Origin of the sequence: Mesorhizobium prunaredense (assembly GCF_900156895.1) — a bacterium.
Taxonomy (GTDB): domain Bacteria; phylum Pseudomonadota; class Alphaproteobacteria; order Rhizobiales; family Rhizobiaceae; genus Mesorhizobium; species Mesorhizobium prunaredense.
On the sequence record NZ_FTPD01000034.1, the window covers coordinates 115,298 to 141,906 of the forward strand.

Consider the following 26,609-nt stretch of genomic DNA (forward strand, 5'->3'; position numbering starts at 1 on the left):
GCAATCCCAAGCGATGTGGGAGACTCCTCACAGCGCTGTCAGGTCGCTGATCAGCCCCGATGCCACCGACAGCCGCGACACGGTGATGTCGCCGCCCTCGGTCAGCGCCTGCAGCCGATCGCGGATGCGCCCGACCCTCTCGCTGCCGGCTTCCAGCCACGCCGCCACCGGGTCCGCCGCCTTGGGATGGCTTGTGAGCGCCGCCACCGCGATGCCGCGCCTGGCCGCGTCAATCGTGTCGGTGGCGCGGGAAAGCGCCAATTGATCGTAGTAGTCGGACGGCGCGATCGAGCGCGCTGCATCCTCGACGCGCGGAATGCGGAAGGCATCGCTGACCGCGAAAAACGCCTTCGCAGCGACGACAATGTCGGCATTCGCCGTTCGGGCCGTCAGCGCGATGTCGGGGACGACGCCCACCACATCGGTCAGCGCCAGCTGTTCGGCCAGTCTTTCCGGCGCGCCGTCCTTGGCCAGACCATGCCTCCGCTCCTCGATCCGCTCGCGCGAGAAGGCCGGCAGCAGCGAAACGAGCTTCGGCTCCAGTGCCTTGCGCGCGTCCTGCAACTCGGCGATCCGTTGGCCGAGCGGTGCGGTGCTGGTATCGTTTTTGAGATACCAGCCGCTGGTCACATAGATAAGCCGGCTAACAGCCTGATAAAGGTCGAGCTGCACCTGTCCGTCGATCTGGTTGTCGAGCGCGTCGATCTCGCGATAGAGCGCCGGCAACCCAAAGCCGTCACGCACCACGGCGAAGGCACGGACCACGTCTGCAGCACTTTGGCCGCTCGCTTCCAGCAGCCTGTTGACGAATGACGGGCCGCCGCGATTGACCAGATCGTTGGCGACGACACGGGCGATAATTTCGCGGCGCAGGCGATGGCCATGGATCTCGGCCGCGTATTTCTTCGCCATACGGTCCGGAAAATAGCCCATCAGGTCACGGTCGAAATGCGGATCGTCCGGGACGTTGCTGGCGACGATGTCGGAAAACAGCACGATCTTGGCATAGGCCAACAGCACGCCGAGCTCGGCCCTGGTCAACGGCTCACCGCGCGCCTCGCGCTCGGCAAGGGCTGCCGGCGACGGCAGAGCTTCGACATTGCGGTCGAGCAGGCCGCGCGCCTCGAGCGCTGCCATGAAACGGCTCTGATGGGCGATATCGGCAAGGCCGCGCTTGCGGGCAAGGGACAGCGCCAGCGTCTGCTCGTAATTGTTGGACAGCACCAGCGCGCTCACGTCGTCGGTCATTTCGGCGAGAAGCTTGTTGCGCGCTGGGCGGGTCAGCGCCCCCTTGCGCATGGCGGAAGCCAGCGCGATCTTGATGTTGACCTCGACGTCGGAGCAGTTGACTCCGCCCGAATTGTCGATGGCGTCGGAATTGCAGCGCCCGCCATTCAGCCCGAACTCGATGCGGGCCCGCTGCGTCGCGCCAAGATTGGCGCCCTCGCCGATGACCTTGGCGCGCACTTCGAGCGCAGTCACCCGAATTGCATCGTTGGCGCGATCGCCGGCGTCCTGGTTGGTTTCCGTCGAAGCCCTGAGATAGGTGCCGATGCCGCCGAACCACAAAAGGTCGACCGGCGCCTTGAGGATGGCGCTCATGATCTCGACCGGCGAGGCGGTCGTCTTGCCGAGGCCGATCGCCGCGGCCGCGGCCGGCGGCAGGGTGATCGATTTCTGGCTGCGCGAGACGATGATGCCGCCTTCGGACAGTTTTGTCTTGTCGTAGTCCTGCCAGCTCGAACGGGCGAGGGCGAACATGCGCCGGCGCTCGGCCATCGAAGCTGCCATGTCGGGAGCGGGATCGATGAAGATGTCGCGATGGTCGAAAGCGGCGATCAGCCGGGTCTGCTCGGACAAAAGCATGCCGTTGCCGAACACGTCGCCCGACATGTCGCCGACACCAACGACGGTGAAGGGCATGGTCTGGATGTCGCGGTTCATCTCGCGGAAATGCCGCTTGACCGCTTCCCAGGCGCCCTTGGCAGTGATGCCCATCTTCTTGTGGTCGTAGCCGGCCGAGCCGCCGCTGGCGAAGGCGTCGTCGAGCCAGAAGCCATGCTTCTCGCTGATGGCATTGGCGGTGTCGGAGAAGGTCGCGGTGCCCTTGTCGGCGGCGACGACGAAATAGGGATCGTCCTGGTCGCGCCTGATCACACCGGCTGGCGGAATGACGCCGTCGAGGCCGATATTGTCGGTGATCGACAACAGGCTGGAGACGTAATTCTTGTAGGCGGACGCGCCGGCTTCGAAGATGGCGTCGCGGCCGGCGCCCATCGGCAACTTCTTCGGATAGAACCCGCCCTTGGCGCCAACCGGCACGATCACCGCGTTCTTGACCTGCTGCGCCTTGACCAGGCCGAGCACCTCGGTGCGGTAGTCCTGGGCGCGATCCGACCAGCGCAGGCCGCCGCGGGCGACCGGGCCGAAGCGCAGATGCACGCCCTCGACTTCGGAGCCGTAGACGAAGATCTCCCGCCACGGCCGCGGCGCCGGCAGGCCGTCGACCGCTTGCGAGTCGAGCTTGATCGCCAGCGACTGGCCCTTCTCCTTCGTATCGGCAACGAAATGATTGGTGCGTAGCGAGGCTTCGATCAGGTTGAGGTAGCGACGGATGATGGTGTCGTCATCGATGTTGGGAACCTCTTCCAGCGCATCCCTGATCTTGGCCTTGAGGTGCTTGGCGGCGACCAACCCTTCCGTCTCCGCCATCGGCCCGAGGCGGGCGACGAACAGCTCATGCAGGCCACGCGCGATCTCCGGATAGCGGTTGAGTGCGGCGGCAATGAAATCCTGGCTTTGCGGAATCCCGGCCTGCTGCAGATAGCGGCCATAGGCGCGCAGGATGGTGACCTCGCTCGACCACAGGCCGGCGGTCTGGGCAAGGCCGTTATAGCCGTCATTGTCGATGTCGCCGCGCCAGACGGAAAGGAACGCGTCCTCGAACAGCGCGCCGCGGTCGCCAAGGTCGATCGGCTTGCCGTAGCTGTTTTCGAGCTCCATGTCGTGGATGAAGACCATGCCCGGCTGATCACTATTGATCATGCCGGAAGCCTCGTCCCCGACCTCGAAGGTGCGCTCGCTGATCACGCGGAAACCGATGTTCTCCAGCACCGGCACCCGTCGCGACAGCGCCACCGGGCTGCCATGGTGATAGATCTTCAGCGCCGCCTGATGCGGTTCCTGGTTGGCATGACGGTAGTAGTCGATGGCGATCGGATTGGCCGCGCTGATCCTGGCGATGCGCCCGGCATCGGCCAACGCCTCCGCCGGCGAGAAGCTGTCGCGATAGCTCCCCGAGAAGCGCGAAGCGATCGCCGTGAGCGCCGCATCGGCGCCGGTCTCGGCCGCGGTTTCGCGCAGAATGTCGTCCCAGGTCCGTACGATGGCGCGGATCGCTGCCTCGACCGTCGCCTGGTCGATCTTCGGCGTCTTGCCGCCGGAACGGCCGATGATGAAATGGACTCGCGCCAGTCCGCCTTCCGGAAAGGCGGGGTAGTAGGCCGACAGCCGGCCTTGGAACACCGTCTTCAGATAGGTGCCGATCTTCTCGCGTACGACGCTGTCGTAGCGGTCGCGCGGCACGAAGACGAGGATCGAGACGAAGCGGTCGAACTGATCGGCGCGCACCAGCGCCCTGACGCGCGGCCGCTCGATCAGCCCCAGAATGGCTTCGGCGTGCTTGCGCAGGATCGGCACCGGAACCTGGAACAGCTCGTCGCGCGGATAGCTCTCCAGCACGTTGATCAATGCCTTGCCGGAGTGATCTTCAGGGTTGAAACCGGATTTGGCGATGATGGTTTCGGCTTTCGACCTGAGATAAGGGATCTTCATCACCGAGCGCGTGTAGGCGGTCGAGGTGAACAGGCCGACGATGCGCAGCTCGCCGGCAAGCACGCCCTTGGCGGTGTAGGTCTTGACGCCGATGTAATCGAGATAGATGCGGCGATGGACCGACGATTTGGCGTTTGCCTTGGTGACGATCAGCGGTTCCGGCCCGTGCAGGAAGGCGCGGATTTCCGGCGTCGTCGTCACCGCTTCGGTGCCGCGCCGCAGCACCAGCACGTCGGGATCTGAGAGGATGCCGAGGCCGGGCTTTTCCGTGCGCTCCAGCGTGCCGCTCTTCTCGCCGCCGGTGTATTTGAACTCGCGCATGCCAAGGAAGGTGAAATTGTCGTCACGCAGCCATTCGAGGAAGGCGATCGCGTCGGTGACGTGGGCCTTGTCGAGCGGCACCGGGGCGTAGCGGAACTCCGAGATCGCCTGGTCGAGGCGGGCCAGCATCGGCTTCCAATCGGTGACCGCGGCGCGTACCTGGCCCAATATTTTTTTCAGCCGCTCGGCCAATGCCTCGGCCTGCTCGGCCGAAAGACGGCCTATATGGACGTGGATGATACTCAGCCGTTCATGGCTGTGATCGCCCTTGGCAAAGCCGCCATCGCCGAGGATTTCGTCGACGCCGTTCTTGCCGTGCCTGACGACGATGACCGGATGGGTAACCAGCAGCGGTTCGCCGGCGCTCTCGGTGATCTCGCCGAGGATGGAATCGAACAGGAACGGCATATTGTCGTTGACGACGGTGATCACGGTCATCGGCCTGCCCTGGCGCACGACACCGGAATCGACGTCTATGGCGACGACGCAATCGCCCTTCTTGTGCCTGGCGACGGCGCGTCCGGCGAGATCGGCGGCGCGTTCGAGGTCGGCGACGTTATAGGCGGCGACATCTTCGGCCGGCGCTCGGGCCAGCAGGTAGTCGGCAAGCCTGCCGGGCTTTTCGCTGCCCTTGGCCGTGCTGATCTTTTTCAACTGGCTTGCGGATTTCAGGCTGGCCATGTCGCTAATCCCTCCCGTCATATGTTTTGCGACTATGGTAGCAGATGACCGATATTTGGCGACAAAGGTTTGACCGCTTGCGACGAAATGTCGGGATTCGCCGGTGGGTCACCGAAAATGAGGAGAAAATCCGCCATGAAAGACAAAATCATCGCACTTGACCTCGCAGCCGCGGAACTGAGCGAAGCGACGAAAGCCTATTTCGCCAAATGCGAGCAGAAGCTCGGTCTCGTTCCCAACGTGCTTTTGGCCTGCGCTTAGCCAACCGGACCTCACATTAGTGATTCGCATTCTCGTTGCGTCTTTGCCGGTTTGGTCCGATGATTACCGCTGCGGCGTGACCGCATGTCGGTTCGACGCCGCTGATCAACGGAGGAGAACATGGCGAAATTTCTCTATGTCTATCACGGCTCCGGCAAGATGCCGACCGACGCGGCCGAACGGCAAGCAGCGATGGATGCCTGGAGCGGCTGGTACGGCAAGCTTGGCTCGGCCGTGGTCGACGGTGGCAATCCGGTCGGCATGTCGAAGACCGTACTGCCCGGCGGCAAGGTCGAGAACAATGGCGGCAGCAATCCGACCGCCGGTTACACAATCATCGAAGCGAACGACATCGACGATGCCGTCGAAAAGGCAAAGGATTGTCCCATCCTGACGGACCCGGGTTTCAGCGTCGAGATCGCGCCGATCATCGAAATGGGCTGACGCACCGGCTCAGGATCGAGCCGCTATCGCCGCCGCGGCGCCGGCCATGGTGCCGGCGCTGACGCGGTTGGCGATCTTCATCGCCCGCCTGCTCTTCAAGAGTTTTCGCGCCTGCGCTGCCGCCAGCACCCAGGCCAGATCGATGGCGACCAGAACCACGACCATGGTCAGCGTCAGCTCGATCCAGCCGACCACCGTCACCGAGGCGAGATCGATGATGGTCGGCAGCAGCGCCAGGTAGAACATCATGATCTTGGGATTGCCGAGCGTCACCGCCATGCCGGCAAAGAACAATTTGACGGCCGATTCCTCGCGCGGCATCTCGCCCTCGCGCGCCTCGACCGGGGCCGTCCACATCTTCCAGGCGAGGTAGGCGAGATAGGCGACGCCGACCCATTTCAGCACGACGAAGGCGAGATGGAAGGTCTGCGCCACCACCGCCAGCCCGAACACCGCCAGCGACAGCCAGATGCCTTCGCCGATCCACATGGCGAGCAGGAATGGAAACACGTCGCGAAAGCCCTTTGCGATAACCCGCGCCACCAGGGCGGCAATCGAGGGGCCGGGCGAGCCCGCGGCGACGAAAAGGGCGGCGGCGAAGATGAGGAGAGAGGTGAGGTGCATGTGAGTGCCTTCGAGCGTCAGAAAGCTAAGGATATCCGATCGGCGGCGATTTGGCACCCCTGCAGCTTGCTGAGAACTTTGCCCTCTGAAGAGGCGCCGGCGCTGCCCCTCATCTGGCTGCCGCCATCTTCTCCCCGTGAACGGGGAGAAGGGCGCCGTCATCGACGGTTCCGCCAGTTACCAGCGTTGCAAAAAATGAACGCCGGGTGCGGTCAGCGGTCTTCTCCCCGTTCACGGGGAGAGGTGCCGGCAGGCGGATGAGGGGCAGCGCCGACCTCCATGGGATCAGGCCAAGCCCGCCTACGTCGGAAATATGCGTCGCGAGAGCATAGATCCCTTGCGCACTAACCATCGAGACGCAAACTTCAGCCTCGGGTCGATTACCGTATGCGACAGCCGTGAGGAGTTTGCCGCCGACATCCCGCCTACGCCGCGCCGACCACTTTCGCCGACTTCTCAAAACGCTTGCGCTCGTTCGGGTCGAGGTAGAGCTTGCGCAGGCGGATGGTCTTCGGCGTCACCTCGACCAGCTCGTCGTCCTGGATCCAGGCCAGCGCGCGTTCCAGCGTCATGCGGATCGGCGGCGTCAGCTTCACGGCCTCGTCCTTGCCGGCGGCGCGGATGTTGGTCAGCTTCTTGCCCTTCAGCACGTTCACTTCGAGGTCGTTGTCGCGTGAATGGATGCCGATGATCATGCCCTGATAGACCTTGACGCCTGGATCGATGACCATCGGACCGCGATCTTCCAGATTCCACATGGCATAAGCCACTGATTCACCCTGTTCGTTGGAGATCAGCACGCCATTGGTGCGGCCCGGCAGCTCACCCTTGTAAGGCTCGTAGGCATGGAACAGCCGGTTCATGACTGCTGTGCCGCGCGTGTCGGTCAGCAGTTCCGACTGATAGCCGATCAGGCCGCGCGTCGGCGCGTGGAAGACGATGCGCTGGCGGTTGCCGCCTGACGGGCGCAATTCGACCATCTCGGCCTTACGCTCCGACATTTTTTGCACGACGACGCCGGCATGCTCCTCGTCGACGTCGATGACGACTTCCTCGACCGGCTCGAGCAACTCGCCGTTCTCGCCCTTCTGCATGACGACGCGCGGCCGCGACACGGCAATCTCGAACCCTTCGCGGCGCATCGTCTCGATCAGCACGGCAAGCTGCAATTCGCCGCGGCCGGACACGAAAAACGAATCCTTGTCCGGCGATTCCTCGATCTTCAGCGCGACATTGCCTTCGGCCTCGCGCAGCAGGCGGTCGCGGATGACGCGGCTGGTCACCTTGTCGCCCTCGGTGCCGGCCAGCGGACTATCGTTGACGAGGAACGACATCGTCACCGTCGGCGGATCGATCGGCTGCGCATGCAGCGGCTCGGTCACCGACAGGTCGCAGAACGTGTCGGCGACGGTGCCCTTCGACAGGCCGGCGATGGCGACGATGTCACCCGCCTGCGCCTCGTCGATCGGCTGGCGCTCGAGCCCGCGGAAAGCCAGGATCTTCGAGATACGGCCGGTTTCGACCTGGGTGCCGTCATGATGCAGCACCTTGACCGCCTGGTTGGATTTCAGCGTGCCGGATTCGATGCGGCCGGTGATGATGCGGCCAAGGAACGGATTGGCTTCCAGGATGGTGCCGATCATGCGGAACGGGCCGGGATGGACGGTCGGCGCCGGCACATGCTTGATGACGAGGTCAAACAGCGGCGCCAGACCCTGGTCCTTCGGACCTTCGGGGTTTTCCGACACCCAGCCGTCGCGGCCCGAGCCGTAAAGGATCGGGAAGTCGAGCTGCTCGTCGGTGGCGTCGAGCGCTGCAAACAGGTCGAACACTTCGTTGACCACCTCGACGTGGCGGGCGTCCGGCCGGTCGATCTTGTTGATGACGACGATCGGCTTCAATCCGACCTTGAGCGCCTTGCCGACGACGAATTTTGTCTGTGGCATCGGCCCTTCGGCGGCGTCGACCAGCACGATGGCTGAATCCACCATCGACAGGATGCGCTCGACTTCACCGCCGAAATCGGCGTGGCCAGGGGTGTCGACGATGTTGATGCGGGTGTCCTTCCAGTCGACCGAGGTCGCCTTGGCCAGGATGGTGATGCCGCGTTCCTTTTCGAGGTCGTTCGAATCCATGGCGCGTTCGGCAACGCGCTGGTTGTCGCGGAACGATCCCGACTGTTTCAGGAGCTGGTCGACGAGGGTGGTTTTCCCATGGTCGACGTGCGCGATGATCGCGATATTACGAATTTTCATGTTGTGGTCTCGGGAGCGTTGCAGGCAGCAGGCCAAAAGGCGCTGCCTCTTTCGGTTGGGCGGCTCATACAGGGTTTTTCGCAATTGCGAAAGAGGAGGCGTGCCACCAAATACATGGTCACCAAATCTTAAGCGTCTTGGTGTGAAATTGAATTATTAACCAAAGCGGAACCTTTCACGGTCGGGACAGTTCGAATTTCATGAGCAAAACGGGCATCAGATACCGGCCAATCCTCGCATGGGCTGCCCTCGCCGTTCTGCTTGCGGCAGGCATGGCACAGTCGGCCGCGACGTCGAAGGAGGCACGGCCTGCCCTGCCGTCCGACACCCGAACGGCGGAGCAGTTGTTTGCCGACGCTCCCGATGGCGTCGACCCGGTGGTGACCGGGCCGGTCAGCGCCGCCTTCAAGCAAAGGCAGGAGGCCGCCAACTGCGACAGCGCTGTTTGGCCCAATATTCCGACCGTTTGCTATCCGGATTAGGATTGCTTTGGCACATTGTCGGAAAGCTCGGATCGACCCTTCCTGAAAGTCTTGCCAACGCCGGCGCAGCCCCTCATCCGCCTGCCGGCACCTTCTCCCCGTAAACGGGGAGAAGACCGCTGCGCGAAATGTCGGCTCTCCTCCTGCAACGTTCGCGATTAGCGAAATCTTCGATGTTGGCCACTTTCTCCCCGTTTACGGGGAGAAATGCCCGGCAGGGCAATGAGGGGCAGCGCGACGTCACCCATGCTTGATACAAGGTGACCCAGTCCTCACGCCGAATGCACCGGATCGAGCGTGACCTTGTAGAGTTCATTGTCGTCGCGATCCATCAGCCGCACCGTCATCTGTTCAGTGGCGCCGTCGATGTCGACGAGGCCGAAGAACTGCAGGCCGGCCGAGGGTGGCAGGTTCTGCGCCTGCTCGGCGGTTGGCGCCTTGATGAATTTCAGCTCCGGGCCGAAGGTCATGTCGAAATCATTGGGTCCATAGGTGCCGGCATGGAGCGGACCCGAGACGAATTCCCAGAACGGATTGAAGTCCTGGAACTGCGCCCTGTCGGGATTGTAGTAATGCGCCGCCGTGTAGTGCACGTCGGCGGTCAGCCAGACGGTGTTGGTGATGCCGGCATTCCTAATGTAGCGAAGGAGGTCGGCAATTTCCAGCTCGCGGCCCTTGGCCGGGCCATTGTCGCCATTGCTGATGGCCTCGGCGCCGGCCTTGTTGGTGGCGTCGTTCCAGACGACGAGACCGAGCGGCATATCGGCGGCGATGATTTTCCAGGTCGCGCTGGAGTTTGCCAGTTCGCGCTTCAGCCACCTCGTCTGCTGTTCGCCGAGGATGCGCGATTGCGGCGTCACCGTATCCTGCATACCAGGACCATTGGCGCCGCGATAGGAACGCATGTCGAGGAAGAACACGTCGAGCAGCGGCCCGTAGGCGATCTTGCGATAGACGCGGCCCGGTTCCGAGGGCTCGTAGCGGATCGTCGTCATCTCGTGGAAGGCGCGTGCCGCGCGTGCCGCCAGCACATGAATGTTTTTTTCCGAGTAGCGGTCGTCGGCGCTCAGGTCCTTCGAATCCGACCAGTTGTTGACCACCTCGTGGTCGTCCCACTGGTAGAAGGTCGGGCAGATGGCGTTGAGCCCCAGCACATGTCCGTCCATCATGTTGTACTTCCACTGGCCGCGGTACTCGTCCAGCGTCTCGGCAACCTTGCGCTTTTCGTCGATGAGGACCTTGTTCTTCCACTTGCTGCCGCCCGGAAGCTCGACCTCGTCCTTCATCGGGCCGTCGGCATAGATGGTGTCGCCGGAATGCAGGAAGAAGTCGGGCGTATGCTTGCCGATCGTGGCATAGGTCTTCATGCCGGTGTCGTCGATACCCCAGCCCTGGCCGGCGGTATCGCCCGACCAGGCGAAGCGAATGTCGCGTTTCGAGGCCGGCGCCGTGCGGAAGCGGCCGACGATCGGCTCGGAGACGGCGTTGATGTCGGCAAGATCGGCCGCGACCATGCGGTAGAAGATGTCCTGGTCGGAAGTGAGGTCGGTGAGCAGCCGCTTTACCGTGTAATCGCTGGCCGGCGACGTATCGAGCGGCGCAAGGCGGACGGCGTTGGCGAAATTTTCCGTCGACGAGACTTCGAACGTGACGCGCGAAGGGCGATCGGTCCGCGTCCACACCACGCCGCTGGTGGCGTCGACATCGCCCGACTGGATGCCATGGGTGAAGGCGGGCCGCTGATTGGCGCGCGAATAATAGGGAAGCGCGAGGCCCGATACGCCGACGAAGCCGGCGGCGCTCGCCGACGTGACAAAAGCGCGGCGTGAAATCTTGTTCATGGCTGTCTCCTGGATGGCTTAAACGTCACCGCCAAGGTCCAGCCTCAATGTTTCACGCACATCTCGAAACCATGAAGGTTTTCTGACGATCAACAGGCTGGCGAATCTCCCCCTCGAGGGGGAGATGTCGCCGAAGGCGTCAGAGGGGGTCGTCTCGCGTGGAGCGCCGACCTCCTGTATCTGCGATAAGGGGCCGAGCCCGGTCGGACCGACCCCCTCTGGCCGCTTCGCGGCCATCTCCCCCTCGAGGGGGGAGATTAGCGCTCGGCCGTCACAGCTCAAGCCGCCTGCGGGTTCGGCTCGAAGGCCGGCCGGCTGGTGTTGATCAACAGCGAGATGCAGGCTGCGGCTATTGCCGTCATGCCGGCGATCAGGAAGGCAAGTTCGTAATTGCCCTGCAATTCACGCATGGTGCCGCCGAAGAAGGCGGCCGCCGCCGCACCCACCTGATGGCCGGCGACGATCCAGCCGAAGACGATCGGCCCGCTGCGGTCGCCGAACGCCTCGTTCGACAGCCTGAGCGTTGGCGGCACGGTGGCGATCCAGTCCAATCCGTAGAGCACGGCGAAGATGATCAGGCTGGTCGACGAAAAGCCGGAATAAGGCAGGTAGATCAGCGACAGGCCGCGGATGCCATAATAGACGCCGAGCAGCTTGCGCGGGTCGAAACGGTCGGTGAGCCAACCCGACAGCGTCGTGCCGATCAGGTCGAAGATGCCCATCAGCGACAGCAGGCCGGCGGCTTGCACCTGGCCGATGCCCATGTCGCCGCAAAACGCGATCAGGTGCGTGCCGACCAGTCCGTTGGTGGTGAAGCCGCAGATGAAGAAAGTGGCGAACAGATACCAGAACACGCGGGTGCCGGCGGCACGACGCAGCGTGCTGAGCGTGTGGGTGAGGAAATTGCCCTGCGAGGCCGGCGGAACCGGCGGCACGTCGTCGGCTTCAGCGCCGTAGCGCACCATGCCGATCGAGGCCGGACGCTCCGGCACCAGCAGCCAGACCAGCGGCACCAGGCAGGCGGTGGCGACCGCAATGGCGATGGCGACCGGCTTCCAGCCGCCCCACTGCGCGAGCGCGGCGAGCAGCGGCAGGAACACCAGCAGGCCGGTGGCGGCGGAGGCCGACATCAGCCCCATCACCAGGCCGCGATTGGTCTTGAACCAGCGGTTGACGATGGTGGCGCCGAGCACCGTGGCGACCGCCCCGGAACCGACGCCGGAGAATACGCCCCAGGTGAGAAGCAGGTGCCACGGCTGGGTCATCAACAGGCTGAGCGCCGTCGAGCCCGACATCAGCACCAGCGACGCCAGCAGCGTGCGGCGCAGCCCGATCCGTTCCATCAGTGCCGCGGCAAACGGCCCGGTCAGGCCGTAGAGGAAGATGCCGATGGCCGCGGCGAGCGAGACGACATCGCGCCGCCAGCCGAAACTCTCCTCCAGCGGCAGCATCATGACGGCCGGTGCCGACCGCAGGCCCGCCGCGATCAGCAGGCACAGGAAAATGACGGCGACTACGACAAATGCATAGCGCTGGCCAAACGGGCGGGATCGAGCTATCATGTTACTGACCGGTACGTTGCAATTGCACCGAGGTATACGTACCGATCGGTAACATTGTCAAGCAGGCCACGGCACATTCTAGATGAAAAGTATTGAACCAACGATCAAAGCGGATGACGTGGCACAGCCCCGCGCGGGCGAAAAAATCCTTCGCGTTGCCCGCGACCTGTTCTACCGGCAAGGCATCAGGGCGATCGGCGTCGACGAGATCGTGCGGCGCGCCGGCGTCACCAAGCCCAGCCTCTATCGCAGCTTTCCGTCCAAGGACGAATTGGCCGCGTCCTATCTGCGGCAATACGACCTCGAGTTCTGGGCCCGCTTCGACGCGGCGGCGGCTGCCCATCCCGGCGATCCGCGCGCGCAGATCGCCGCCTTCCTGACCCGCATCGGCAAGCGCACGCAAAACCCCGACTATCGCGGCTGCGGCATGACCAATGCGGCCGTCGAATATCCCGAACACGGCCACCCGGCCCGCGTGGTGAGCGAGGCCAACAAGCAGGAATTGCGTCGCCGCCTACGTACCATGGCAACCGCTTTGGGCGCGAACGACGCCGACACGCTGGGCGACGGGCTGCTGCTCCTGATCGAGGGCGCCTATATCAGCGGCCAGCTGTTCGGCGCCGGCGGACCGGCGAAGTCTGTGGCCCGCAACGCCGACCTGCTGATCGAGGCGAGCTTGAAGAAATAGACCTCTTGCGGTCCTTTCCAGCCGGAAGCAGTATGTCGTCACGCTCGTGGTCTGCTGACAATTGCCGGTAACGACTTGAACCTTGCTCGAACGTTTTTAGACGACCTCGAAAAGATGTTCCTGCTTCACTACCTGAGGCGAGGGAGCTCGAGTTTAATTGGCGAGCAAGAGAAAAGAGACATTCGGACGGTCCTTGACCTGAACGAGTATACGGTCAAGGAAGCCGTACTGCGCAGATTTTTGTTTCTCATACTTATTTCATCAGCCGTTGCCTATTTCTTATTTAAGGCTCCCGACTTTAGTCCCACAGGGAGCGCTCTTATCGTCTTGATATCGGCCTCGGCTTTGATTTTCCTGTACACCGGCGTCGCTGTGCCGGTAACGCTGTTTGCAACCTTCGTGTCGCTCGTCGCAATTTGCTGGATGGACTACCAAACGTCCGTCGTATCCATTTGTTTTTCCGCGTTGTACGCCCTGTATTTTTTTGCGAAGCTTAGAGCTAGGCAGCGAAAATGACCCCAGGGGTGTATCGCGTGAGTGCGCTTCTGATCCCGCTTGCCCTTGCCGGCCTCTGCCAACCTACTCAGGCCGGCGACATTTCCAGCGCCTACACCGATCTCGACTGGAAGAAGGACTGCGTGACCTACGCGCAGGCGGAGGAAGGCGAAGGCGACTGGGCCAGTCTTGCCTGCTCGGGCTATCGCGGCTACCCGGTGCTGATCTCTTACGACGATGCCCGGGAATCGCTGTTTTATGGTTTTCCGCCCAGCGACATGACCGCGGTCTGGGAAAGTTTTGTCGCCTTCAACTCGGTTGCACCCAAACTCGAGTGGCGCATCGAGACGAGCGGCGATCGCGCCGTCCCGTTTGCGGTCATCCATCGGCGCTCGATCAGCAATCCCGAGGCGGAGAACAAACCGACCGACGTGCTGATCGTCGCCAAGGTCGCCCAGCCGGAGACCTATGAGGGCTGCACCGTCGGCCTGGTGCTGGCCACCGGCAACCCCGGCGCCAACGACCAGGCCCGCAAGCTTGCCGACGAGAAGGCGCGGACCTTTGCCTGCGGCAAGGACAAGCGCGTGGTGATCGGCAACGCGCCCGATTTCGGCCGCGTCGATAATTAGGCGCGCGTCGCATTGAAAAGTATCCTCGGCCCGCGCTGCCCCTCATTGCCCTGCCGGGCATTTCTCCCCGTATAGTGACGGGGAGAAAGACGCCGCCATGAATGGTTTCGCCTATTACCAGCGTTGCTGAATGGGCGCCAAGGTCGAGGTCAGCGGGCTTCTCCCCGTTCACGGGGAGAAGGTGCCGGCAGGCGGATGAGGGGCGGCGCTACGCTAGCCCGCAAACTTCAGGAGTTCGGCTACTTGCTTGCCTTGGCCCGTTCGATCGCCTCGACGATCATCTTCTTGGCGTAGGCGGCGTCGTGCCAGCCCTCGATCTTCACCCATTTGCCGGGTTCGAGATCCTTGTAGTGCTCGAAGAAATGCTGCACCTGCTGGCGGGTGATGTCGGGCAGGTGCGTGTATTCCGTGACGTTCTCGTAGCGCAGCGTCAGCTTGGGCGACGGCACCGCGATGATCTTTTCGTCGAGGCCGGAATTGTCCTCCATCACCAGCACGCCGATCGGCCGCACATTGATGACGCAGCCCGGCACCAGCGCGCGCGTGTTGCAGACCAGCACGTCGATAGGGTCGCCGTCACCCGAAAGCGTGTGCGGCACGAAGCCGTAATTGCCGGGATAGCGCATCGAGGTGTGCAGGAAGCGGTCGACGAACAGCGTGCCGGCCTCCTTGTCCATCTCGTACTTGATCGGCTCGCCGCCGATCGGCACCTCGATGATGACGTTGATGTCCTCCGGCGGGTTCTTTCCGATGGCGATGGCTTCGATACGCATGGCTTTTGTCCCTCTTTCGATTGGAGACCGATAGCGGGCGGCGGCGCATGGTGCAATGCGGCGAATGGTACTGAAAGCAGCTGAGGGTGCTGGCGAGAGGCGTGTCGAGCCGTCATTCCCAGACGAAGGCGACCTTCTTCAGAGCCTTCTGCTCGAAGACCTCGACGCCCTCGGCGACGTCGCGGCCGCCGGCGCCGGCATAGAAGGTGAGCGCGCTCTGGTTGTCCTCCAACGCCCACACCACCATGCCTTTCAGCCCGTGGTCTGCCAGTCGCGCCCGTGCGGCCGAGAATAGCCGGCTGCCGAGCCCGATGCCCTGATATTCCGGGCGCACGTAAAGTTCGTAAATTTCGCCCTGCTGCTTGAGCTCGCGGGCGCGGTTCTTGCCGATCGTGGCGTAGCCGGCAACCTTGCCGCCGATTTCGACGACCAGGACGGTGGCGGCGCGGCGAATGGCGTTCGCCCACCAGTCGGCGCCGCGGCGGTTGATCATCGATGTCAGCGTGCGATGCGGGATGATGCCGGAGTAGGCGCCGCGCCAGGCCAGCAGGTGCACGTCGGCGATGGCGCCTGCGTCGCGCGGCTCGGCTTTCCTGATGTCGATGCTCAGCGTCTTCATGGTTGGTTAACCATAAACCCGCATCGCCCGATTGCAAGAGTCCGGTCAGCGGCTCCCAAGCTTTCGCACAGACGATAGACGTGCCGTTGAGTGCTGAAGGAAGCCGTTCGTAGCGACTCAGATTTCGACCAGATGGTCGTCCAGCTCGTTGCTGTCGCCGGAAGAAACCGGGAAATGCTCGGCCAGCACCGCACCAGTCGCTTCGATCGCCTTGATGAAGCCGTCGGCGAGACGATCGTCGCTTGCATGCGCGGTAAGGTCGCGGACGACGCTGTCCCAGACATGCTGGCCGACACGGCTGTCGATGCCGCTGTCGGCGATCACTTCGGCGTAATGCTCGGCAATCGAAACGAACACCAGCACGCCGGTGCGCGCCGCGGTGCGATGGACGTTGCGGGCGAGGAACTGTTTTAGCGCATTGGCGTGCGCGGCCTGGTAGCGCAGCCGCCTCGGCACCAGGTGGATGCGCAATCCGGGCAGCGCCGACAACAGCACAAGCACCGAGGCCATCGCCAGAAGCTGGGCGATGACGAAATGCGGCAAGCGGATCGACAGCCACCACGCTTCCAGCCCGTAACTGACGGCGAGGCTGACGACGAGCATGGCCAGCGTCGCCATGAAGGCGGCCGGAAAGAAATAGCCGTCGCTGGCATAGGCGACGACGCAGTAGATTTCGCCGTCGGTCTTCGATTCGGCGACGCGGATCGCCTTGGCGATGCGGTCATGGTCCTCGCGGCTGATCGGTCGAGTTGCCATATTGTGTCTCACCAGCTTCCTGAAGAACCGCCGCCACCGGACGAGCCGCCGCCGCCCGAAAACCCGCCACCGCCTGAGCCGCCGCCGCCCGACGACCAGCCTCCCCCGCCGGAACCACCCGACCAGCCGCCAGATGATTGCCGGCCCGGCTCGAACGTCATGCCCAGCCAGCGATAGCGACCGGGACCGATCTTCCGGCCGAAGATCGGCGGCAGGATGGAGGCGGCGATGCTGCCGAAGAAGATGATCGCCCAGATGCTTATGAAGATCGCAAAGAACAGATCGTCGGTGTTGAATGGCGGCTGCTGGTTGCGGGTCCCGCGCGCTTCCAGCTCTTCCGGATTGCCTTCCAGCACCATGACCATGTCGTCGACAGCCTTGGCTATGCCGCCGGAGAAATCGCCGGCGCGGAAGGCCGGCACCATGTCGTTTTCGATGATCAGCCTGGTGTGCAGGTCGGTCAGCATGCCTTCCAGCCCGTAGCCGACCTCGATGCGCATCTTGCGGTCGTTGCTGGCGACCAGCAAAAGCACGCCATTGTCCTCGCCGGCCTGGCCGAGCCTCCAGGCGCGGAACAGACGATTGGCGTAGGACTCGATTTCCTCGCCGTCGAGGCTAGGAAGCGTCGCGACGACGATCTGGTCGGAGCTCTTGGCCTCGAAATCCGCAAGTTTTTGGGTCAGCGCCGCCTCGGTCGCGGCATCGATGATGCCGGCATTGTCGACGACCCGCCCGGTCAGGGCAGGCAATTGGGCGGCAAGGGCGGCGAGGGGGAGGAAGAGAAGGCTTAGGGCGATGAACAGGATTGCAAGGCTGGCGTTCCGTCGCGCCCCCCTCTGTCCTGCCGGACAGAGGGGGGCGCGACGGAGTGCAAGGCTAACAGGGACCACGCTCACCAAGCGTCGATCACCCGCCCTGCTGCGTGCCGAAATCGACCTTCGGCGTCTGCATCTTGTCTTCCTCGATGGTGAAATTCGCGAACGGCTGATTGTCGCGGAACCACAGTGTCGCCCAAATCACCGACGGGAAGGTCCGCAGCGTCAGATTATACTCCCGCACCGCCTCGATATAGTCGCGGCGGGCGACCGAGATGCGGTTCTCGGTGCCTTCGAGCTGCGCCTGCAGCGCCAGAAAATTCTGATTGGCCTTGAGGTCGGGATAATTCTCCACCACTGCCAGCAACCGCGACAGCGCGCTGGTCAGGCCGGCTTGACTGTCCTGGAATCTCTTGACCGCTTCCGGATCGCTCAGCGTGTCGGGCGTCACCGTTACCTGCGTCGCCTTGGCGCGCGCCTCGACCACGGCATCGAGCGTATCCTTCTCATGCGCCGCATAGCCCTTGACCGTCTCGACCAGGTTGGGGATGAGATCGGCGCGGCGCTGGTACTGGTTCAGCACCTGGCTCCATGCGGCCTTGGCGTTTTCCTCCGCCGTCGGAATGGTGTTGTAGCCGCAGCCGGCCAGCAGCGGCAGCACGATCGCCATCATCAGCAAGGCTGGCAGGTTGCGGAAGACGAAAGGGGAGGAAAGGGCAGGCATGGAAAAATCCCTCAACAAGACTGACGGGCGAAGCATTACCACAATCCGCGCGCAAGAACATGACCTCAACCTGGCGCGCTGCTGGTGCTTTATCATTCACTGTCAGGCCCTGTAACTGGCCGGGCGAACAGGTTAAACTCGCTGCGAAAACAGGGCATAGCCATGGCGGGACGCCAGGACAGCGACGACGAATCGCGCCGCATCATCGAGCGCGTGGCACGTGAAACCGACCCGGCCTCGTCCGTTGCGCGGACCGCGAAGGGCGCGCGCGATGACGTCACTGCTGCAGACGCCGACCGGGCGGACCCGATCGAATATTGGGGCACGCGCATCGGCCGGGCGCTGGGGCTCATTGTCGGCATTGGCCTGTTGATCTGGCTCGTGCTTTTCATCATCCAGGGTTAGGAACCTCGTGAGCACCGAAGAACACGACGCGCCGCGCGCGGTCATCGTCATTTCCAGCCATGTCGCGCGCGGCTCGGTCGGCAACCGCGCCGCGGTCTTTGCGCTGGAGACGCTGGGCTTTCCGGTGTGGGCGGTGCCGACCGTCATCCTGCCCTGGCATCCGGGCCATGGACGGGCGACACGCATCGTGCCGCCGCTCGATCAATTCAGGGCACTGATGGCCGATCTCGAGCGCGCGCCATGGCTGGGCGAGGTCGGCGCGGTGCTGTCCGGCTATCTCGGCGAAGGCGGCCAGGCCGACGCCGTCGCCTCGCTGGTCGGCGCGGTCAAGGCGAAGACGCCGGACGCCGTCTATATCTGCGACCCGGTGATGGGCGATTCGGGCGGGCTCTATGTGCCGGAGACGACCGCCATCGCCATGCGCGACCGGCTGATGCCGATCGCCGACATCGCCACGCCCAACCGCTACGAGCTGGAATGGATGGCGGGAGCGCCGTTGCCCGACCTCAAAGCGGTGATGGCGGCCGCCCTTCATGCCGGGCCGTCGACCATGCTGGTCACGTCGGCGCCGGCGATGATGGCCGGCGGCACCGGCAATCTGCTGCTCGACGGCAACCAGGCGCTGCTCGCCGAGCATCGCCTCATCGACAAGCCGCCCAATGGGCTCGGCGACCTGACGGCGGCCGTCTATCTGGCGCGTATCCTGTCCGGCCAGCCGGCGATCAAGGCACTGCAGTCGACCACGGCGGCGGTCTACGAGATCCTGGCGCGCACCGCCAAGCGCGGCGGCGACGAATTGCAGCTCGAAACCGACGCACAGAGCCTATCGCACCCGATGGCCATGGTGCAGCTTCGCCATCTCCTGCATCCGGGGCGGGACAAAAGAGCGTGACTGTCGTCGGTGTCGATGGCTGCAAGGCCGGCTGGATCGCCGTTCGCCGCGATCCGGGCGCAGCACCCTCGGCAGCCGTTTTTGCCAGCTTCGCAGCACTGCTCGACGCATTGCCGGCCGATGCGACAGTCGCCGTCGACATGCCGATCGGCCTGCCCGATCTTTCGCAAAAGGGCGGCCGCGGGCCGGAAGCGCTGGTGCGGCCGCTGCTTGGCAACAGGCAGTCCAGTGTCTTCGCCATCCCCTCGCGTGCGGCGCTTTACGCGCATACGGATGGCTTCACCACAATCGAGGCCTGGCATGTCGCGCATCGCCAGGCAAGCGAAGTGGCCAAGGCGACCTCCGATCCGCCGCGCGGCGTCTCGATTCAGGCTTTTGGCATCTTTGCCAAGATCCGCGAGATCGATGCCGTGCTGATCGCGCGTCCCGAACTGCGCCGCCGCGTCTTCGAATCGCATCCGGAAGTCGCCTTCTGCCGGCTGAACGACGACCAGGCGATGCGCCTGCCGAAGAAGATCAAGGGCGCCGTCAACCCGGCCGGCATGGCGGAACGCAAGGCGCTGCTTTGCCGGCACGGTTATATCAGGGGCTTTCTCGACCGGCCGCCGCCGCGAGGCGCTGCTGCGGACGACTTTCTCGACGCCGCAGCGATGATGCTGATCGCCGGCCGCATCGCCAGCGGCGAGGCAAGGCCGTTTCCGGATCCGCCGCTCGCCGACCGATTTGGCATCCCTGTGGCGATCTGGGCGTGAGGCGAGCGCCATCGCACCCCCTCTCCCCCGTTTCGTGGTTGGGAATAGGTTTATGTCGAAGTCGGTGATCCTTCGCGCCCCCTCTGTCCCTCCGACGTGTCGATCGTTCGCAGCCAGCCATCGCGATTCAGCATTGCTCGCGACCGGCTTTTGCCGCTAGAGCCTTCCTGACCTAAAAGAGCTGCCGCCTAACCCGGAAAGGCTCCAGACATCACCGATGCCTCATCTCCCTGACCATCTGCTCACCGGCTACCGCAATTTCATGAACGGCCGCTATCTCGCCGAAAGCGGACGCTATCGCTCGCTTGCTCGCGAGGGCCAGGCCCCCGAAACGATGATCATTGCTTGCTGCGACTCGCGCGCGGCTCCCGAGGCGATCTTTGACGCAGGCCCCGGCGAACTGTTCGTGCTGCGCAATGTCGGCAATCTGGTGCCGCCCTATGCGCCCGACGACCAGTTCCACTCGACCTCGGCGGCGCTTGAGTTCGCCGTGCAAAGCCTCAAGGTGAAGAACATCGTGGTGATGGGCCATGGCCGCTGCGGCGGCATCCGCGCGGCACTCGACAGTACGGCCGCGCCCTTGTCGCCCGGCGACTTCATCGGCAAGTGGATGAGCCTGATCGCGCCGGCGGCCGAGACCGTGTCGTCCAGCACCTTCATGACGGCGACCGAGCGGCAGACCGCGCTCGAGCGCATTTCGATCCGCTATTCAATCGCCAATCTCAGGACCTTTCCCTGCGTCTCGATCCTGGAAGGCAAGGGACGGCTGTCGCTGCACGGCGCCTGGTTCGACATCTCGACCGGCGAGCTCTGGGTGATGAACAAGGACACCGGTGACTTCGAGCGGCCGGAGATGACGTAGGAGGGTTGCATGGCATGCCGTTCGATCGCTTTGGCCGCAGCGGCGCTGCTGTTTTCAGTCATATCCGCCCGCGCCGACGACGGCGCGCTCATCGGCCGTTGGTATGCGGCGCTGCTGGTCGCCGATCGCACGGAACTGTCGGACCTGCTTGCCGACGACGTCCGGATAAAACTCGACGATCTCGGTGTCGTCCAGACCAAGCAGGAATTCATCGCCTCCATCGACGACTGGGAGGGCGCAGTCGCCGGGGCTGAAATCCGGCATCGCATCGAGAAGACCGAAAGCGGCGTCACCACGGTGATCGCCTGTTATGATTTCCCCAACAACGACGTGCTGATGCAGGAAACCTTCGCGATCGCCGAAAACCGCATCACCGCCAGTTCGCAGGCGGCGATCGCCGAAAACTGCGACAGCTACTGACCAGCCGCGATATTGCGTGCGGCAAGCCGGCGCCTTACATCGGTGACGCTCCGCCTCATCCCGCACTTAGCGAAAGCCCCTCACTTAGCGAAAGATTGCCCATGCCGTCCACGAAAGCCGTCGACCTCGCCGCCCATCCGCTGACCACCTGGCAAGGGCCGCTCGGCCTGCCCGATTTCTCCCGCATCGGCGACGGCGATTTTTCCGAGGTTTTCGATGCGGCATTGACGGCGCACGAGGCCGAGATCGAGGCGATATCAGGCAATGCCGAGACCCCGACCATCGAGAATACGCTTGCGGCACTCGAGCTCGGCGGCGAAGCGCTCGACCATGTCTCGTCGATCTTCTGGTGCCGGGTCGGCGCCCACACCAACGAGGCGATCCAGGCGCTGGAGCGCGACATCTCGCCAAAGATGTCGCGGCATTTCTCGGCGATCTCGATGAACGAGCGGCTGTTTGCCCGCATCGACGATCTCTACCAGCGCCGCCACGCGCTGAAGCTCGATGCCGAAACGCTGCGGGTGCTGGAAAAGACCTGGAAAAATTTCGTCCGTTCCGGCGCCAAGCTCGACGCCGAGGGCAAGAAACGGCTGGCGGCGATCAATGAGGAGCTGTCGTCGCTCGGCACGAATTTCGGCCAGAACCTGCTTGCCGACGAGCGCGACTGGGCGCTGTTCCTCGACGCGGCCGACCTTGCCGGCCTGCCGGAATTCCTGAAAAGCGCGATGGCCGAGGCCGCCGAGATGCGCGGCCAGAAGGGCCGCTATGCCGTCACCCTGTCGCGCTCGATCTACGAGCCGTTCTCGACCTTCTCCGAGCGCCGTGACCTGCGCGAGATCGCCTTCCGCGCCTTCACCATGCGCGGCCAGAACGGCGGCGCCACCGACAACACCGCCGTGGTGCGCGATATGCTGCGTCTGCGAGCCGAAAAGGCGAAGCTGCTCGGCTACGCTTCCTACGCCGCGCTGAAGCTCGACGACACCATGGCAAAGACGCCGGAGGCGGTGCATAAGCTGCTCGACCCGGTCTGGGAAAAGGCGGTGGAAAAGGCCGCAAGCGATCAGATCGAATTGCAGCGGCTGGCGGCCGAGGCCGGCAGCAACGAAGAATTCGCCGCCTGGGACTGGCGCTTCTATCAGGAGAAACTGCGCGCCGAGAAATTCGCCTTCGACGAGGCCGAGCTGAAGCCCTATCTGCAGCTCGACCGCATCATCGACGCCTGTTTCGACGTGGCGACAAAATTGTTCGGCATCAGCTTCGAGGAGAAGCAAGGCATTGCCACCTGGCACCCGGACGCGCGCGTTTTCGTCGTCAGGAGTGCCGACGGCAGCGAGCGCGGGCTGTTCCTGGCCGACTATTTCGCGCGGCCCTCAAAGCGCTCCGGCGCCTGGATGAGCGCGCTGAAATCCGGCTACAAGCTTGGCGATGGCTCCAAGCCGGTCATCTACAACATCATGAATTTCGCCAAGCCGCCGGAGGGCGAGGCAGCACTTTTGTCGGTCGATGAGGCCAAAACCCTGTTCCACGAATTCGGTCATGCGCTGCATGGCATGCTGACCGAAGTCACCTGGCCATCGGTCGCGGGCACCTCGGTCAGCCGCGATTTCGTCGAACTGCCCTCGCAGCTCTACGAGCACTGGCTGACGGTGCCGACGGTGCTGGAAAAGCATGCGCTGCACGTGAAGACCGGCAAACCGATGCCGAAGGCGCTGGTCGACAAGATGCTGGCGGCGCGCACCTTCGGCGCCGGCTTCGCCACTGTCGAGTTCACTGCCTCAGCACTGGTCGACATGGCCTACCACGCGCGGTCGGATGCGCCGGACGAGCCGCTTCGTTTCGAAGCCGAAACGCTCGAGAAGCTCAACATGCCCGACACCATCGCCATGCGCCACCGCACCCCGCATTTCGGCCACATCTTTGCCGGCGACGGCTATTCGGCCGGCTACTATTCCTACATGTGGTCGGAGGTGCTCGACGCCGACGCCTTCGCCGCCTTCGAGGAGACGGGCGACCCGTTCAATCCGGCGCTGGCCGAGCGGCTCAGAAAAAACATCTATGCCGCCGGCGGTTCGAAAGACCCGGAAGAACTCTACACCGCCTTCCGCGGCAAGATGCCGTCGCCCGAAGCGATGATGATCAAGCGCGGGCTGGTCTAGAGCGAGGGCCAACGGACCAAATCGCCAACCTCGGCGGACCGACGAAGTCTGATCAAAGCACCCCGCAGCAGGCCACCTTAACGCGGCGCGCTTGGGCCGCCACCCAACGCCTCGATGCATCTCGCCAGCGCCGCCGGATCGCCTGATATGCGCAGCGTCTTCAGCCGGGCCGTGCCGCCGGCGACGACCGAGACGGCCGATCGCGGCACTTCGAGCGCCTTGGCGACTAGCCGTTCGAGCGCTTGATTGGCGGCGCCGTTTTCCGGCACGGCGCGGACGCGCGCCTTCAGGTGGCTTCGCCCGTCTGCCGAGATCTCGATGCCTTCGAGCCTGTCCATCGCCGCTTTCGGCGTCAGCCGGACGAACAGGTCGACGCCGTCGTTACGCGGGCGAAACGGCCCGGTCATGGAACCGCCGTCAGACGACCAGCGGCGCCACCGTGGTGAGCAGGAACTGCCGCAGGAAGAACAGGATCAGAAGCAGGATGATCGGCGAAATGTCGATCCCGCCGAGGTCGGGCAAGAAGCGGCGGATAGGCCGCAGAGCCGGCTCGGTCAGCCGGAAGAGCATGTTGCTGACGCTATCGACGAACTGGTTGCGCGAGTTGACGACGTTGAAGGCGTAGAGCCATGAGAAAATCGCCGAAGCGATGATGATCCACCAATAAATGTCAAGCGCCAGGACAATGGTCTGAATGAGGGCTATCATGCCGGTCTCCGATTGTTGCCGACATGTAGCCATTGCAGGCGAACGCGGCAAGAGCCAGCTTCCGCGGCACGCTCGGCCGGGTGACTGGCCCCGCGCGGTTTTTGGGCAAAACGCAGTCTTGACAGGAAACCGCAGCGCCCGATAAATGCGCCCATTCCGCTGGACGGGGCTGTAGCTCAGCTGGGAGAGCGCGTCGTTCGCAATGACGAGGTCAGGAGTTCGATCCTCCTCAGCTCCACCAGCGGAAATTTACCCCAGTAAAATCAATAAGATAGCTGTACCGCGCACCCCGAACGCGCTCTGGCGGCTTTGAGCTTGGGGCTTTAAACCTGACCATCAAGCCATTCCCGCAGATCGGGGTCTTCGTGACCTTCAGGGATAGGCGGTCTCGTTCTGACGTACCAGATCACGCCAAATCCAACTGCCGCCCACGCGCCAGCAACCACGAATGTGATGATGTCCGTCACTTCAAACCCCTAAGCCCAACCCACATTTAGCTCGACCGAAATCGCCCCACAAGAGCTAAATCAGGGCGTTGCCGGAGTGGGCTGGCGCCCCGCCTGGGAGAGTCATGCTGTTGTCAGATGCCCAAATCAGCCGCATCTTTGCAGCGGCCCAACGCCAGTCTGCATTTTCTCAATGGCATGGTCGGCGCCTCGCAGGCCTCGCTCGGCCGCATCGACAATGGCCTCGACATCGCTTCGAGCGCATGGTTGATCTGCTGGCGTCCATATCTGTGAAAATGGAAACTCCGGGAGGAGGAATGGAGCTTCGGTTGGAAGGCAAGGTGGTGCTGGTCACCGGTGCGACGCAAGGCATCGGCCGGGCGATCGCCGAGACGCTGGCGCGTTCCGGTGCCGGCGGCCTGCTGGTCACCGGCCGCGAGCCGGCGCGTGGCAACGAAGTGGCGACGTCGCTCTCCCGGGCCGGCGCGCCAACCGCATTCGTCGCCGCCGATCTGGCGGATACCACGGCGCCGGCGCGGCTGGTTGACGAATGTATCAGTCGCTTCGGCCGTATCGACGCGCTGGTCAACGCCGCCGGCCTGACCAATCGCGCCTCGTTCCTCGATGCCGATTTTGACGACTGGGCGGCGCTGTTCGCCGTCAACGCGCGGGCGCCGTTCTTCCTCATGCAGGCGGCCATCACGCAGATGCGCAAGCAGGGTCAGGGCGGCGCCATCGTCAACATCCTGTCGATCAACGCGCATTGCGGCTCGCCGGAACTCGCCGTCTATTCGGCCACCAAGGGCGCACTCGCGACGCTGACCCGCAACGCCGCCAACGCGCACCGTTTCGACCGCATCCGCGTCAACGGCATCAATGTCGGCTGGACCGACACGCCGGCCGAACGCATCATGCAGGCCGAGACGCTGGGGCATGGCCCGGGCTGGATCGACGCCGCCAACGCGTCGCAGCCTTTCGGGCGCCTGCTGGCGGCTGACGAGGTCGCCAACCTCGCTGTCTTCCTGCTCTCCGACGCCTCCGGGCCGATGACCGGCGCGCTGATCGACCAGGAGCAATGGGTCGTAGGGGCGAACCGGTGACAGCTTCCGCATCGCCCCACACGGTTGAAGCGGCCCGCACAATCGGCATAGTAGGTCGCCACGACCACGAGAGGGCAACATGAAGCTCGGACTGCTCACCGCACCGTTTGCCGATACCCCGCTCGGCGAGGTCGCCGACTGGGCAAGTTCTGCCGGCTTCGAGGCGCTCGAGATCGCCTGCTGGCCGAAATCCTCAGGCGCTGCCCGGCGCTATGCCGGCACCAGCCATATCGACGCCGCCGCGACCTTGGCCTCGCAGGCCAAGGAAATCGCCGCCGCACTGGCGGAAGAGAACCTGTCGATCTCGGGCCTCGGCTTTTATCCCAATCCGCTGCATCCCGATGCCGCCCACCGCAAGGCCGTCATCGATCATTTGAAGAAGGTGATCGTGCTGGCGAGCCATATGGGCGTGCCGCTGGTCAACACCTTCTGCGGCGGCGACGCTGCAAAAACCATCGACGCCAACTGGCAAGAGGCACTCAAACTGTGGCCTGATATCATCGCCCATGCGCGCGACAACGGCGTCAAGCTGGCGTTCGAAAACTGCCCGATGATCTTCAGCTATGACGAGTGGCCGGGCGGCCACAACATCGCCTATTCGCCTTATATCTGGCGCCGCATCCTCGAGGCCTGGGGCGGCGATGTCGGCATGAATTTCGACCCGTCGCACCTGGTCTGGCAGATGATCGACCAGGCCCGCTTCATCAGGGAGTTTGGTCCGTACATGCTGCATGTTCATGCCAAGGACCTGATGATCGATCATGATGGACTTTACGAGCGCGGTATCCTCTCGGCCGGCATGGGCTGGCAGGTGCCGCGCATGCCGGGGCTTGGCGATGTCGACTGGAATGTGATCTTCTCCGGCCTCTATCGCGTCGGTTACGACGGAGCCATCATCATCGAACACGAGGACCGACGCTTTGAGGGCAGCGACGACGAGGTCAAGCGCGGCTTTCTGCTCGCCCGCGACGTGCTGCGCCCCTTCGTGAAATGAGGCCCCTTTTCGAACTGAACTGAAAAGTCCCTTTTTCGTACTGAACTGAAAACAATGTGGAGGACGACTG

Annotated in this window: 25 protein-coding genes, 1 tRNA gene and 1 pseudogene; 15 read left to right on the forward strand and 12 right to left on the reverse strand. The window is 63.7% G+C overall.

Annotated features, from left to right (window positions below):
- Positions 1 to 27: 27 nt before the first annotated feature.
- Positions 28 to 4,836 (reverse strand): NAD-glutamate dehydrogenase, encoded by a 4,809-nt coding sequence (locus BQ8794_RS22095; protein WP_077380781.1) that lies wholly within the window; start codon positions 4,834 to 4,836, stop codon positions 28 to 30.
- 135 nt (positions 4,837 to 4,971) lie between these two features.
- Here BQ8794_RS22095 and BQ8794_RS22100 point away from each other — a divergent pair.
- Positions 4,972 to 5,094: pseudogene (locus BQ8794_RS22100) on the forward strand (peroxidase-related enzyme); the annotation flags it as partial.
- A gap of 123 nt (positions 5,095 to 5,217) precedes the next feature.
- Complete coding sequence (locus BQ8794_RS22105) at positions 5,218 to 5,541, forward strand: YciI family protein (RefSeq protein WP_077380782.1); 324 nt, start codon at positions 5,218 to 5,220, stop codon at positions 5,539 to 5,541.
- Positions 5,542 to 5,550: 9 nt separating this feature from the next.
- Here the strand turns inward: BQ8794_RS22105 and BQ8794_RS22110 are convergent, their stop codons facing one another.
- A complete protein-coding gene (locus tag BQ8794_RS22110; RefSeq protein ID WP_077380783.1) occupies positions 5,551 to 6,165 on the reverse strand; it encodes a LysE family translocator in 615 nt (204 codons plus the stop codon).
- 425 nt (positions 6,166 to 6,590) lie between these two features.
- Positions 6,591 to 8,420 (reverse strand): translational GTPase TypA, encoded by a 1,830-nt coding sequence (gene typA, locus BQ8794_RS22120; RefSeq protein WP_027154593.1) that lies wholly within the window; start codon positions 8,418 to 8,420, stop codon positions 6,591 to 6,593.
- A 200-nt stretch (positions 8,421 to 8,620) separates the two neighbouring features.
- Between typA and BQ8794_RS22125 the strand changes: the two genes are divergently transcribed.
- Positions 8,621 to 8,902 (forward strand): hypothetical protein, encoded by a 282-nt coding sequence (locus BQ8794_RS22125; RefSeq protein WP_077380785.1) that lies wholly within the window; start codon positions 8,621 to 8,623, stop codon positions 8,900 to 8,902.
- Between the two features lie 272 nt (positions 8,903 to 9,174).
- On the opposite strand, the gene BQ8794_RS22130 is transcribed toward BQ8794_RS22125, so the two are convergent.
- Positions 9,175 to 10,743, reverse strand: coding sequence for an alkaline phosphatase D family protein (locus BQ8794_RS22130; protein ID WP_077380786.1), 1,569 nt, complete (start codon positions 10,741 to 10,743; stop codon positions 9,175 to 9,177).
- Between the two features lie 278 nt (positions 10,744 to 11,021).
- The gene (locus BQ8794_RS22140; protein ID WP_077380788.1) at positions 11,022 to 12,305 is read right to left on the reverse strand and encodes an MFS transporter; all 1,284 of its coding nucleotides are present in this window, start codon (positions 12,303 to 12,305) and stop codon (positions 11,022 to 11,024) included.
- Between the two features lie 82 nt (positions 12,306 to 12,387).
- Here BQ8794_RS22140 and BQ8794_RS22145 point away from each other — a divergent pair, with 82 nt between their 5' ends.
- Positions 12,388 to 12,993, forward strand: coding sequence for a TetR/AcrR family transcriptional regulator (locus BQ8794_RS22145; RefSeq protein WP_077380789.1), 606 nt, complete (start codon positions 12,388 to 12,390; stop codon positions 12,991 to 12,993).
- Positions 12,994 to 13,526: 533 nt separating this feature from the next.
- A complete protein-coding gene (locus BQ8794_RS22155) occupies positions 13,527 to 14,117 on the forward strand; it encodes a hypothetical protein (protein WP_077381004.1) in 591 nt (196 codons plus the stop codon).
- Between the two features lie 239 nt (positions 14,118 to 14,356).
- Here the strand turns inward: BQ8794_RS22155 and ppa are convergent, their stop codons facing one another.
- The 5 genes from ppa to BQ8794_RS22185 all read right to left on the reverse strand — a co-directional run bounded on the left by ppa (position 14,357) and on the right by BQ8794_RS22185 (position 17,804).
- Positions 14,357 to 14,890 (reverse strand): inorganic diphosphatase, encoded by a 534-nt coding sequence (gene ppa, locus BQ8794_RS22165; RefSeq protein ID WP_023800478.1) that lies wholly within the window; start codon positions 14,888 to 14,890, stop codon positions 14,357 to 14,359.
- A 112-nt stretch (positions 14,891 to 15,002) separates the two neighbouring features.
- The gene (locus BQ8794_RS22170; RefSeq protein WP_077380791.1) at positions 15,003 to 15,509 is read right to left on the reverse strand and encodes a GNAT family N-acetyltransferase; all 507 of its coding nucleotides are present in this window, start codon (positions 15,507 to 15,509) and stop codon (positions 15,003 to 15,005) included.
- Positions 15,510 to 15,626: 117 nt separating this feature from the next.
- On the reverse strand, positions 15,627 to 16,265 hold the full coding sequence (locus tag BQ8794_RS22175) for a TPM domain-containing protein (RefSeq protein WP_077380792.1): 639 nt from the start codon (positions 16,263 to 16,265) through the stop codon (positions 15,627 to 15,629).
- Between the two features lie 8 nt (positions 16,266 to 16,273).
- Positions 16,274 to 17,071: a TPM domain-containing protein gene (locus BQ8794_RS22180; protein ID WP_244555069.1), complete on the reverse strand. Its 798-nt coding sequence runs from the start codon at positions 17,069 to 17,071 to the stop codon at positions 16,274 to 16,276.
- A 100-nt stretch (positions 17,072 to 17,171) separates the two neighbouring features.
- Entirely contained in the window at positions 17,172 to 17,804 is a 633-nt protein-coding gene (locus BQ8794_RS22185) for a LemA family protein (protein WP_023800481.1), read from the reverse strand.
- Between the two features lie 162 nt (positions 17,805 to 17,966).
- Between BQ8794_RS22185 and BQ8794_RS22190 the strand changes: the two genes are divergently transcribed.
- From BQ8794_RS22190 to BQ8794_RS22215, 6 genes are all read left to right on the forward strand, one after another.
- Positions 17,967 to 18,209, forward strand: coding sequence for a hypothetical protein (locus tag BQ8794_RS22190; RefSeq protein ID WP_077380793.1), 243 nt, complete (start codon positions 17,967 to 17,969; stop codon positions 18,207 to 18,209).
- A gap of 7 nt (positions 18,210 to 18,216) precedes the next feature.
- Entirely contained in the window at positions 18,217 to 19,101 is an 885-nt protein-coding gene (gene pdxY, locus BQ8794_RS22195) for a pyridoxal kinase PdxY (protein WP_077380794.1), read from the forward strand.
- Positions 19,098 to 19,853 carry a DUF429 domain-containing protein gene (locus tag BQ8794_RS22200; protein ID WP_077380795.1) on the forward strand — a complete coding sequence of 252 codons (756 nt, stop codon included), beginning with the start codon at positions 19,098 to 19,100 and terminating at the stop codon, positions 19,851 to 19,853. Before pdxY ends, BQ8794_RS22200 begins: the two co-directional genes overlap by 4 nt.
- A gap of 217 nt (positions 19,854 to 20,070) precedes the next feature.
- Positions 20,071 to 20,715: a carbonic anhydrase gene (locus tag BQ8794_RS22205; RefSeq protein ID WP_027154606.1), complete on the forward strand. Its 645-nt coding sequence runs from the start codon at positions 20,071 to 20,073 to the stop codon at positions 20,713 to 20,715.
- Between the two features lie 9 nt (positions 20,716 to 20,724).
- Positions 20,725 to 21,135, forward strand: a complete 411-nt coding sequence (locus BQ8794_RS22210) for a hypothetical protein (RefSeq protein ID WP_077380796.1) — start codon at positions 20,725 to 20,727, stop codon at positions 21,133 to 21,135.
- 101 nt (positions 21,136 to 21,236) lie between these two features.
- A complete protein-coding gene (locus BQ8794_RS22215) occupies positions 21,237 to 23,291 on the forward strand; it encodes a M3 family metallopeptidase (protein ID WP_077380797.1) in 2,055 nt (684 codons plus the stop codon).
- Positions 23,292 to 23,368: 77 nt separating this feature from the next.
- Here BQ8794_RS22215 and BQ8794_RS22220 read toward each other — a convergent pair whose 3' ends face one another.
- Entirely contained in the window at positions 23,369 to 23,698 is a 330-nt protein-coding gene (locus BQ8794_RS22220; RefSeq protein WP_077380798.1) for a DUF167 family protein, read from the reverse strand.
- Between the two features lie 10 nt (positions 23,699 to 23,708).
- Entirely contained in the window at positions 23,709 to 23,999 is a 291-nt protein-coding gene (locus tag BQ8794_RS22225; protein WP_023800489.1) for a YggT family protein, read from the reverse strand.
- 165 nt (positions 24,000 to 24,164) lie between these two features.
- On the opposite strand from BQ8794_RS22225, the gene BQ8794_RS22230 reads away from it, so the two are divergent.
- From BQ8794_RS22230 to BQ8794_RS22240, 4 genes are all read left to right on the forward strand, one after another.
- Positions 24,165 to 24,240 (forward strand) — tRNA-Ala (locus BQ8794_RS22230).
- A 343-nt stretch (positions 24,241 to 24,583) separates the two neighbouring features.
- Positions 24,584 to 24,739, forward strand: a complete 156-nt coding sequence (locus BQ8794_RS35010) for a hypothetical protein (RefSeq protein WP_244555062.1) — start codon at positions 24,584 to 24,586, stop codon at positions 24,737 to 24,739.
- A 23-nt stretch (positions 24,740 to 24,762) separates the two neighbouring features.
- Positions 24,763 to 25,545, forward strand: coding sequence for an SDR family oxidoreductase (locus tag BQ8794_RS22235; protein ID WP_077381006.1), 783 nt, complete (start codon positions 24,763 to 24,765; stop codon positions 25,543 to 25,545).
- Between the two features lie 79 nt (positions 25,546 to 25,624).
- Positions 25,625 to 26,539 carry a sugar phosphate isomerase/epimerase family protein gene (locus BQ8794_RS22240; RefSeq protein ID WP_077380799.1) on the forward strand — a complete coding sequence of 305 codons (915 nt, stop codon included), beginning with the start codon at positions 25,625 to 25,627 and terminating at the stop codon, positions 26,537 to 26,539.
- The last annotated feature ends 70 nt before the right edge of the window (positions 26,540 to 26,609 follow it).

What these genes read in the sequence shown, in the direction of transcription:
- ppa (WP_023800478.1), bottom strand. Translation starts at nt 14,890, where the DNA reads ATGCGTATCGAAGCCATCGCCATCGGAAAGAACCCGCCGGAGGACATC.
- BQ8794_RS22185 (WP_023800481.1), bottom strand. Translation starts at nt 17,804, where the DNA reads ATGCCTGCCCTTTCCTCCCCTTTCGTCTTCCGCAACCTGCCAGCCTTG.
- BQ8794_RS22105 (WP_077380782.1), top strand. Translation starts at nt 5,218, where the DNA reads ATGGCGAAATTTCTCTATGTCTATCACGGCTCCGGCAAGATGCCGACC.
- BQ8794_RS22110 (WP_077380783.1), bottom strand. Translation starts at nt 6,165, where the DNA reads ATGCACCTCACCTCTCTCCTCATCTTCGCCGCCGCCCTTTTCGTCGCC.
- BQ8794_RS22130 (WP_077380786.1), bottom strand. Translation starts at nt 10,743, where the DNA reads ATGAACAAGATTTCACGCCGCGCTTTTGTCACGTCGGCGAGCGCCGCC.
- BQ8794_RS22215 (WP_077380797.1), top strand. Translation starts at nt 21,237, where the DNA reads ATGCCGTCCACGAAAGCCGTCGACCTCGCCGCCCATCCGCTGACCACC.
- BQ8794_RS22235 (WP_077381006.1), top strand. Translation starts at nt 24,763, where the DNA reads ATGGAGCTTCGGTTGGAAGGCAAGGTGGTGCTGGTCACCGGTGCGACG.
- BQ8794_RS22095 (WP_077380781.1), bottom strand. Translation starts at nt 4,836, where the DNA reads ATGGCCAGCCTGAAATCCGCAAGCCAGTTGAAAAAGATCAGCACGGCC.
- typA (WP_027154593.1), bottom strand. Translation starts at nt 8,420, where the DNA reads ATGAAAATTCGTAATATCGCGATCATCGCGCACGTCGACCATGGGAAA.
- BQ8794_RS22140 (WP_077380788.1), bottom strand. Translation starts at nt 12,305, where the DNA reads ATGATAGCTCGATCCCGCCCGTTTGGCCAGCGCTATGCATTTGTCGTA.
- BQ8794_RS35010 (WP_244555062.1), top strand. Translation starts at nt 24,584, where the DNA reads ATGCCCAAATCAGCCGCATCTTTGCAGCGGCCCAACGCCAGTCTGCAT.
- BQ8794_RS22225 (WP_023800489.1), bottom strand. Translation starts at nt 23,999, where the DNA reads ATGATAGCCCTCATTCAGACCATTGTCCTGGCGCTTGACATTTATTGG.
- BQ8794_RS22175 (WP_077380792.1), bottom strand. Translation starts at nt 16,265, where the DNA reads ATGGCAACTCGACCGATCAGCCGCGAGGACCATGACCGCATCGCCAAG.
- BQ8794_RS22170 (WP_077380791.1), bottom strand. Translation starts at nt 15,509, where the DNA reads ATGAAGACGCTGAGCATCGACATCAGGAAAGCCGAGCCGCGCGACGCA.
- BQ8794_RS22240 (WP_077380799.1), top strand. Translation starts at nt 25,625, where the DNA reads ATGAAGCTCGGACTGCTCACCGCACCGTTTGCCGATACCCCGCTCGGC.
- BQ8794_RS22190 (WP_077380793.1), top strand. Translation starts at nt 17,967, where the DNA reads ATGGCGGGACGCCAGGACAGCGACGACGAATCGCGCCGCATCATCGAG.
- BQ8794_RS22205 (WP_027154606.1), top strand. Translation starts at nt 20,071, where the DNA reads ATGCCTCATCTCCCTGACCATCTGCTCACCGGCTACCGCAATTTCATG.
- BQ8794_RS22220 (WP_077380798.1), bottom strand. Translation starts at nt 23,698, where the DNA reads ATGACCGGGCCGTTTCGCCCGCGTAACGACGGCGTCGACCTGTTCGTC.
- BQ8794_RS22125 (WP_077380785.1), top strand. Translation starts at nt 8,621, where the DNA reads ATGAGCAAAACGGGCATCAGATACCGGCCAATCCTCGCATGGGCTGCC.
- BQ8794_RS22145 (WP_077380789.1), top strand. Translation starts at nt 12,388, where the DNA reads ATGAAAAGTATTGAACCAACGATCAAAGCGGATGACGTGGCACAGCCC.
- BQ8794_RS22210 (WP_077380796.1), top strand. Translation starts at nt 20,725, where the DNA reads ATGGCATGCCGTTCGATCGCTTTGGCCGCAGCGGCGCTGCTGTTTTCA.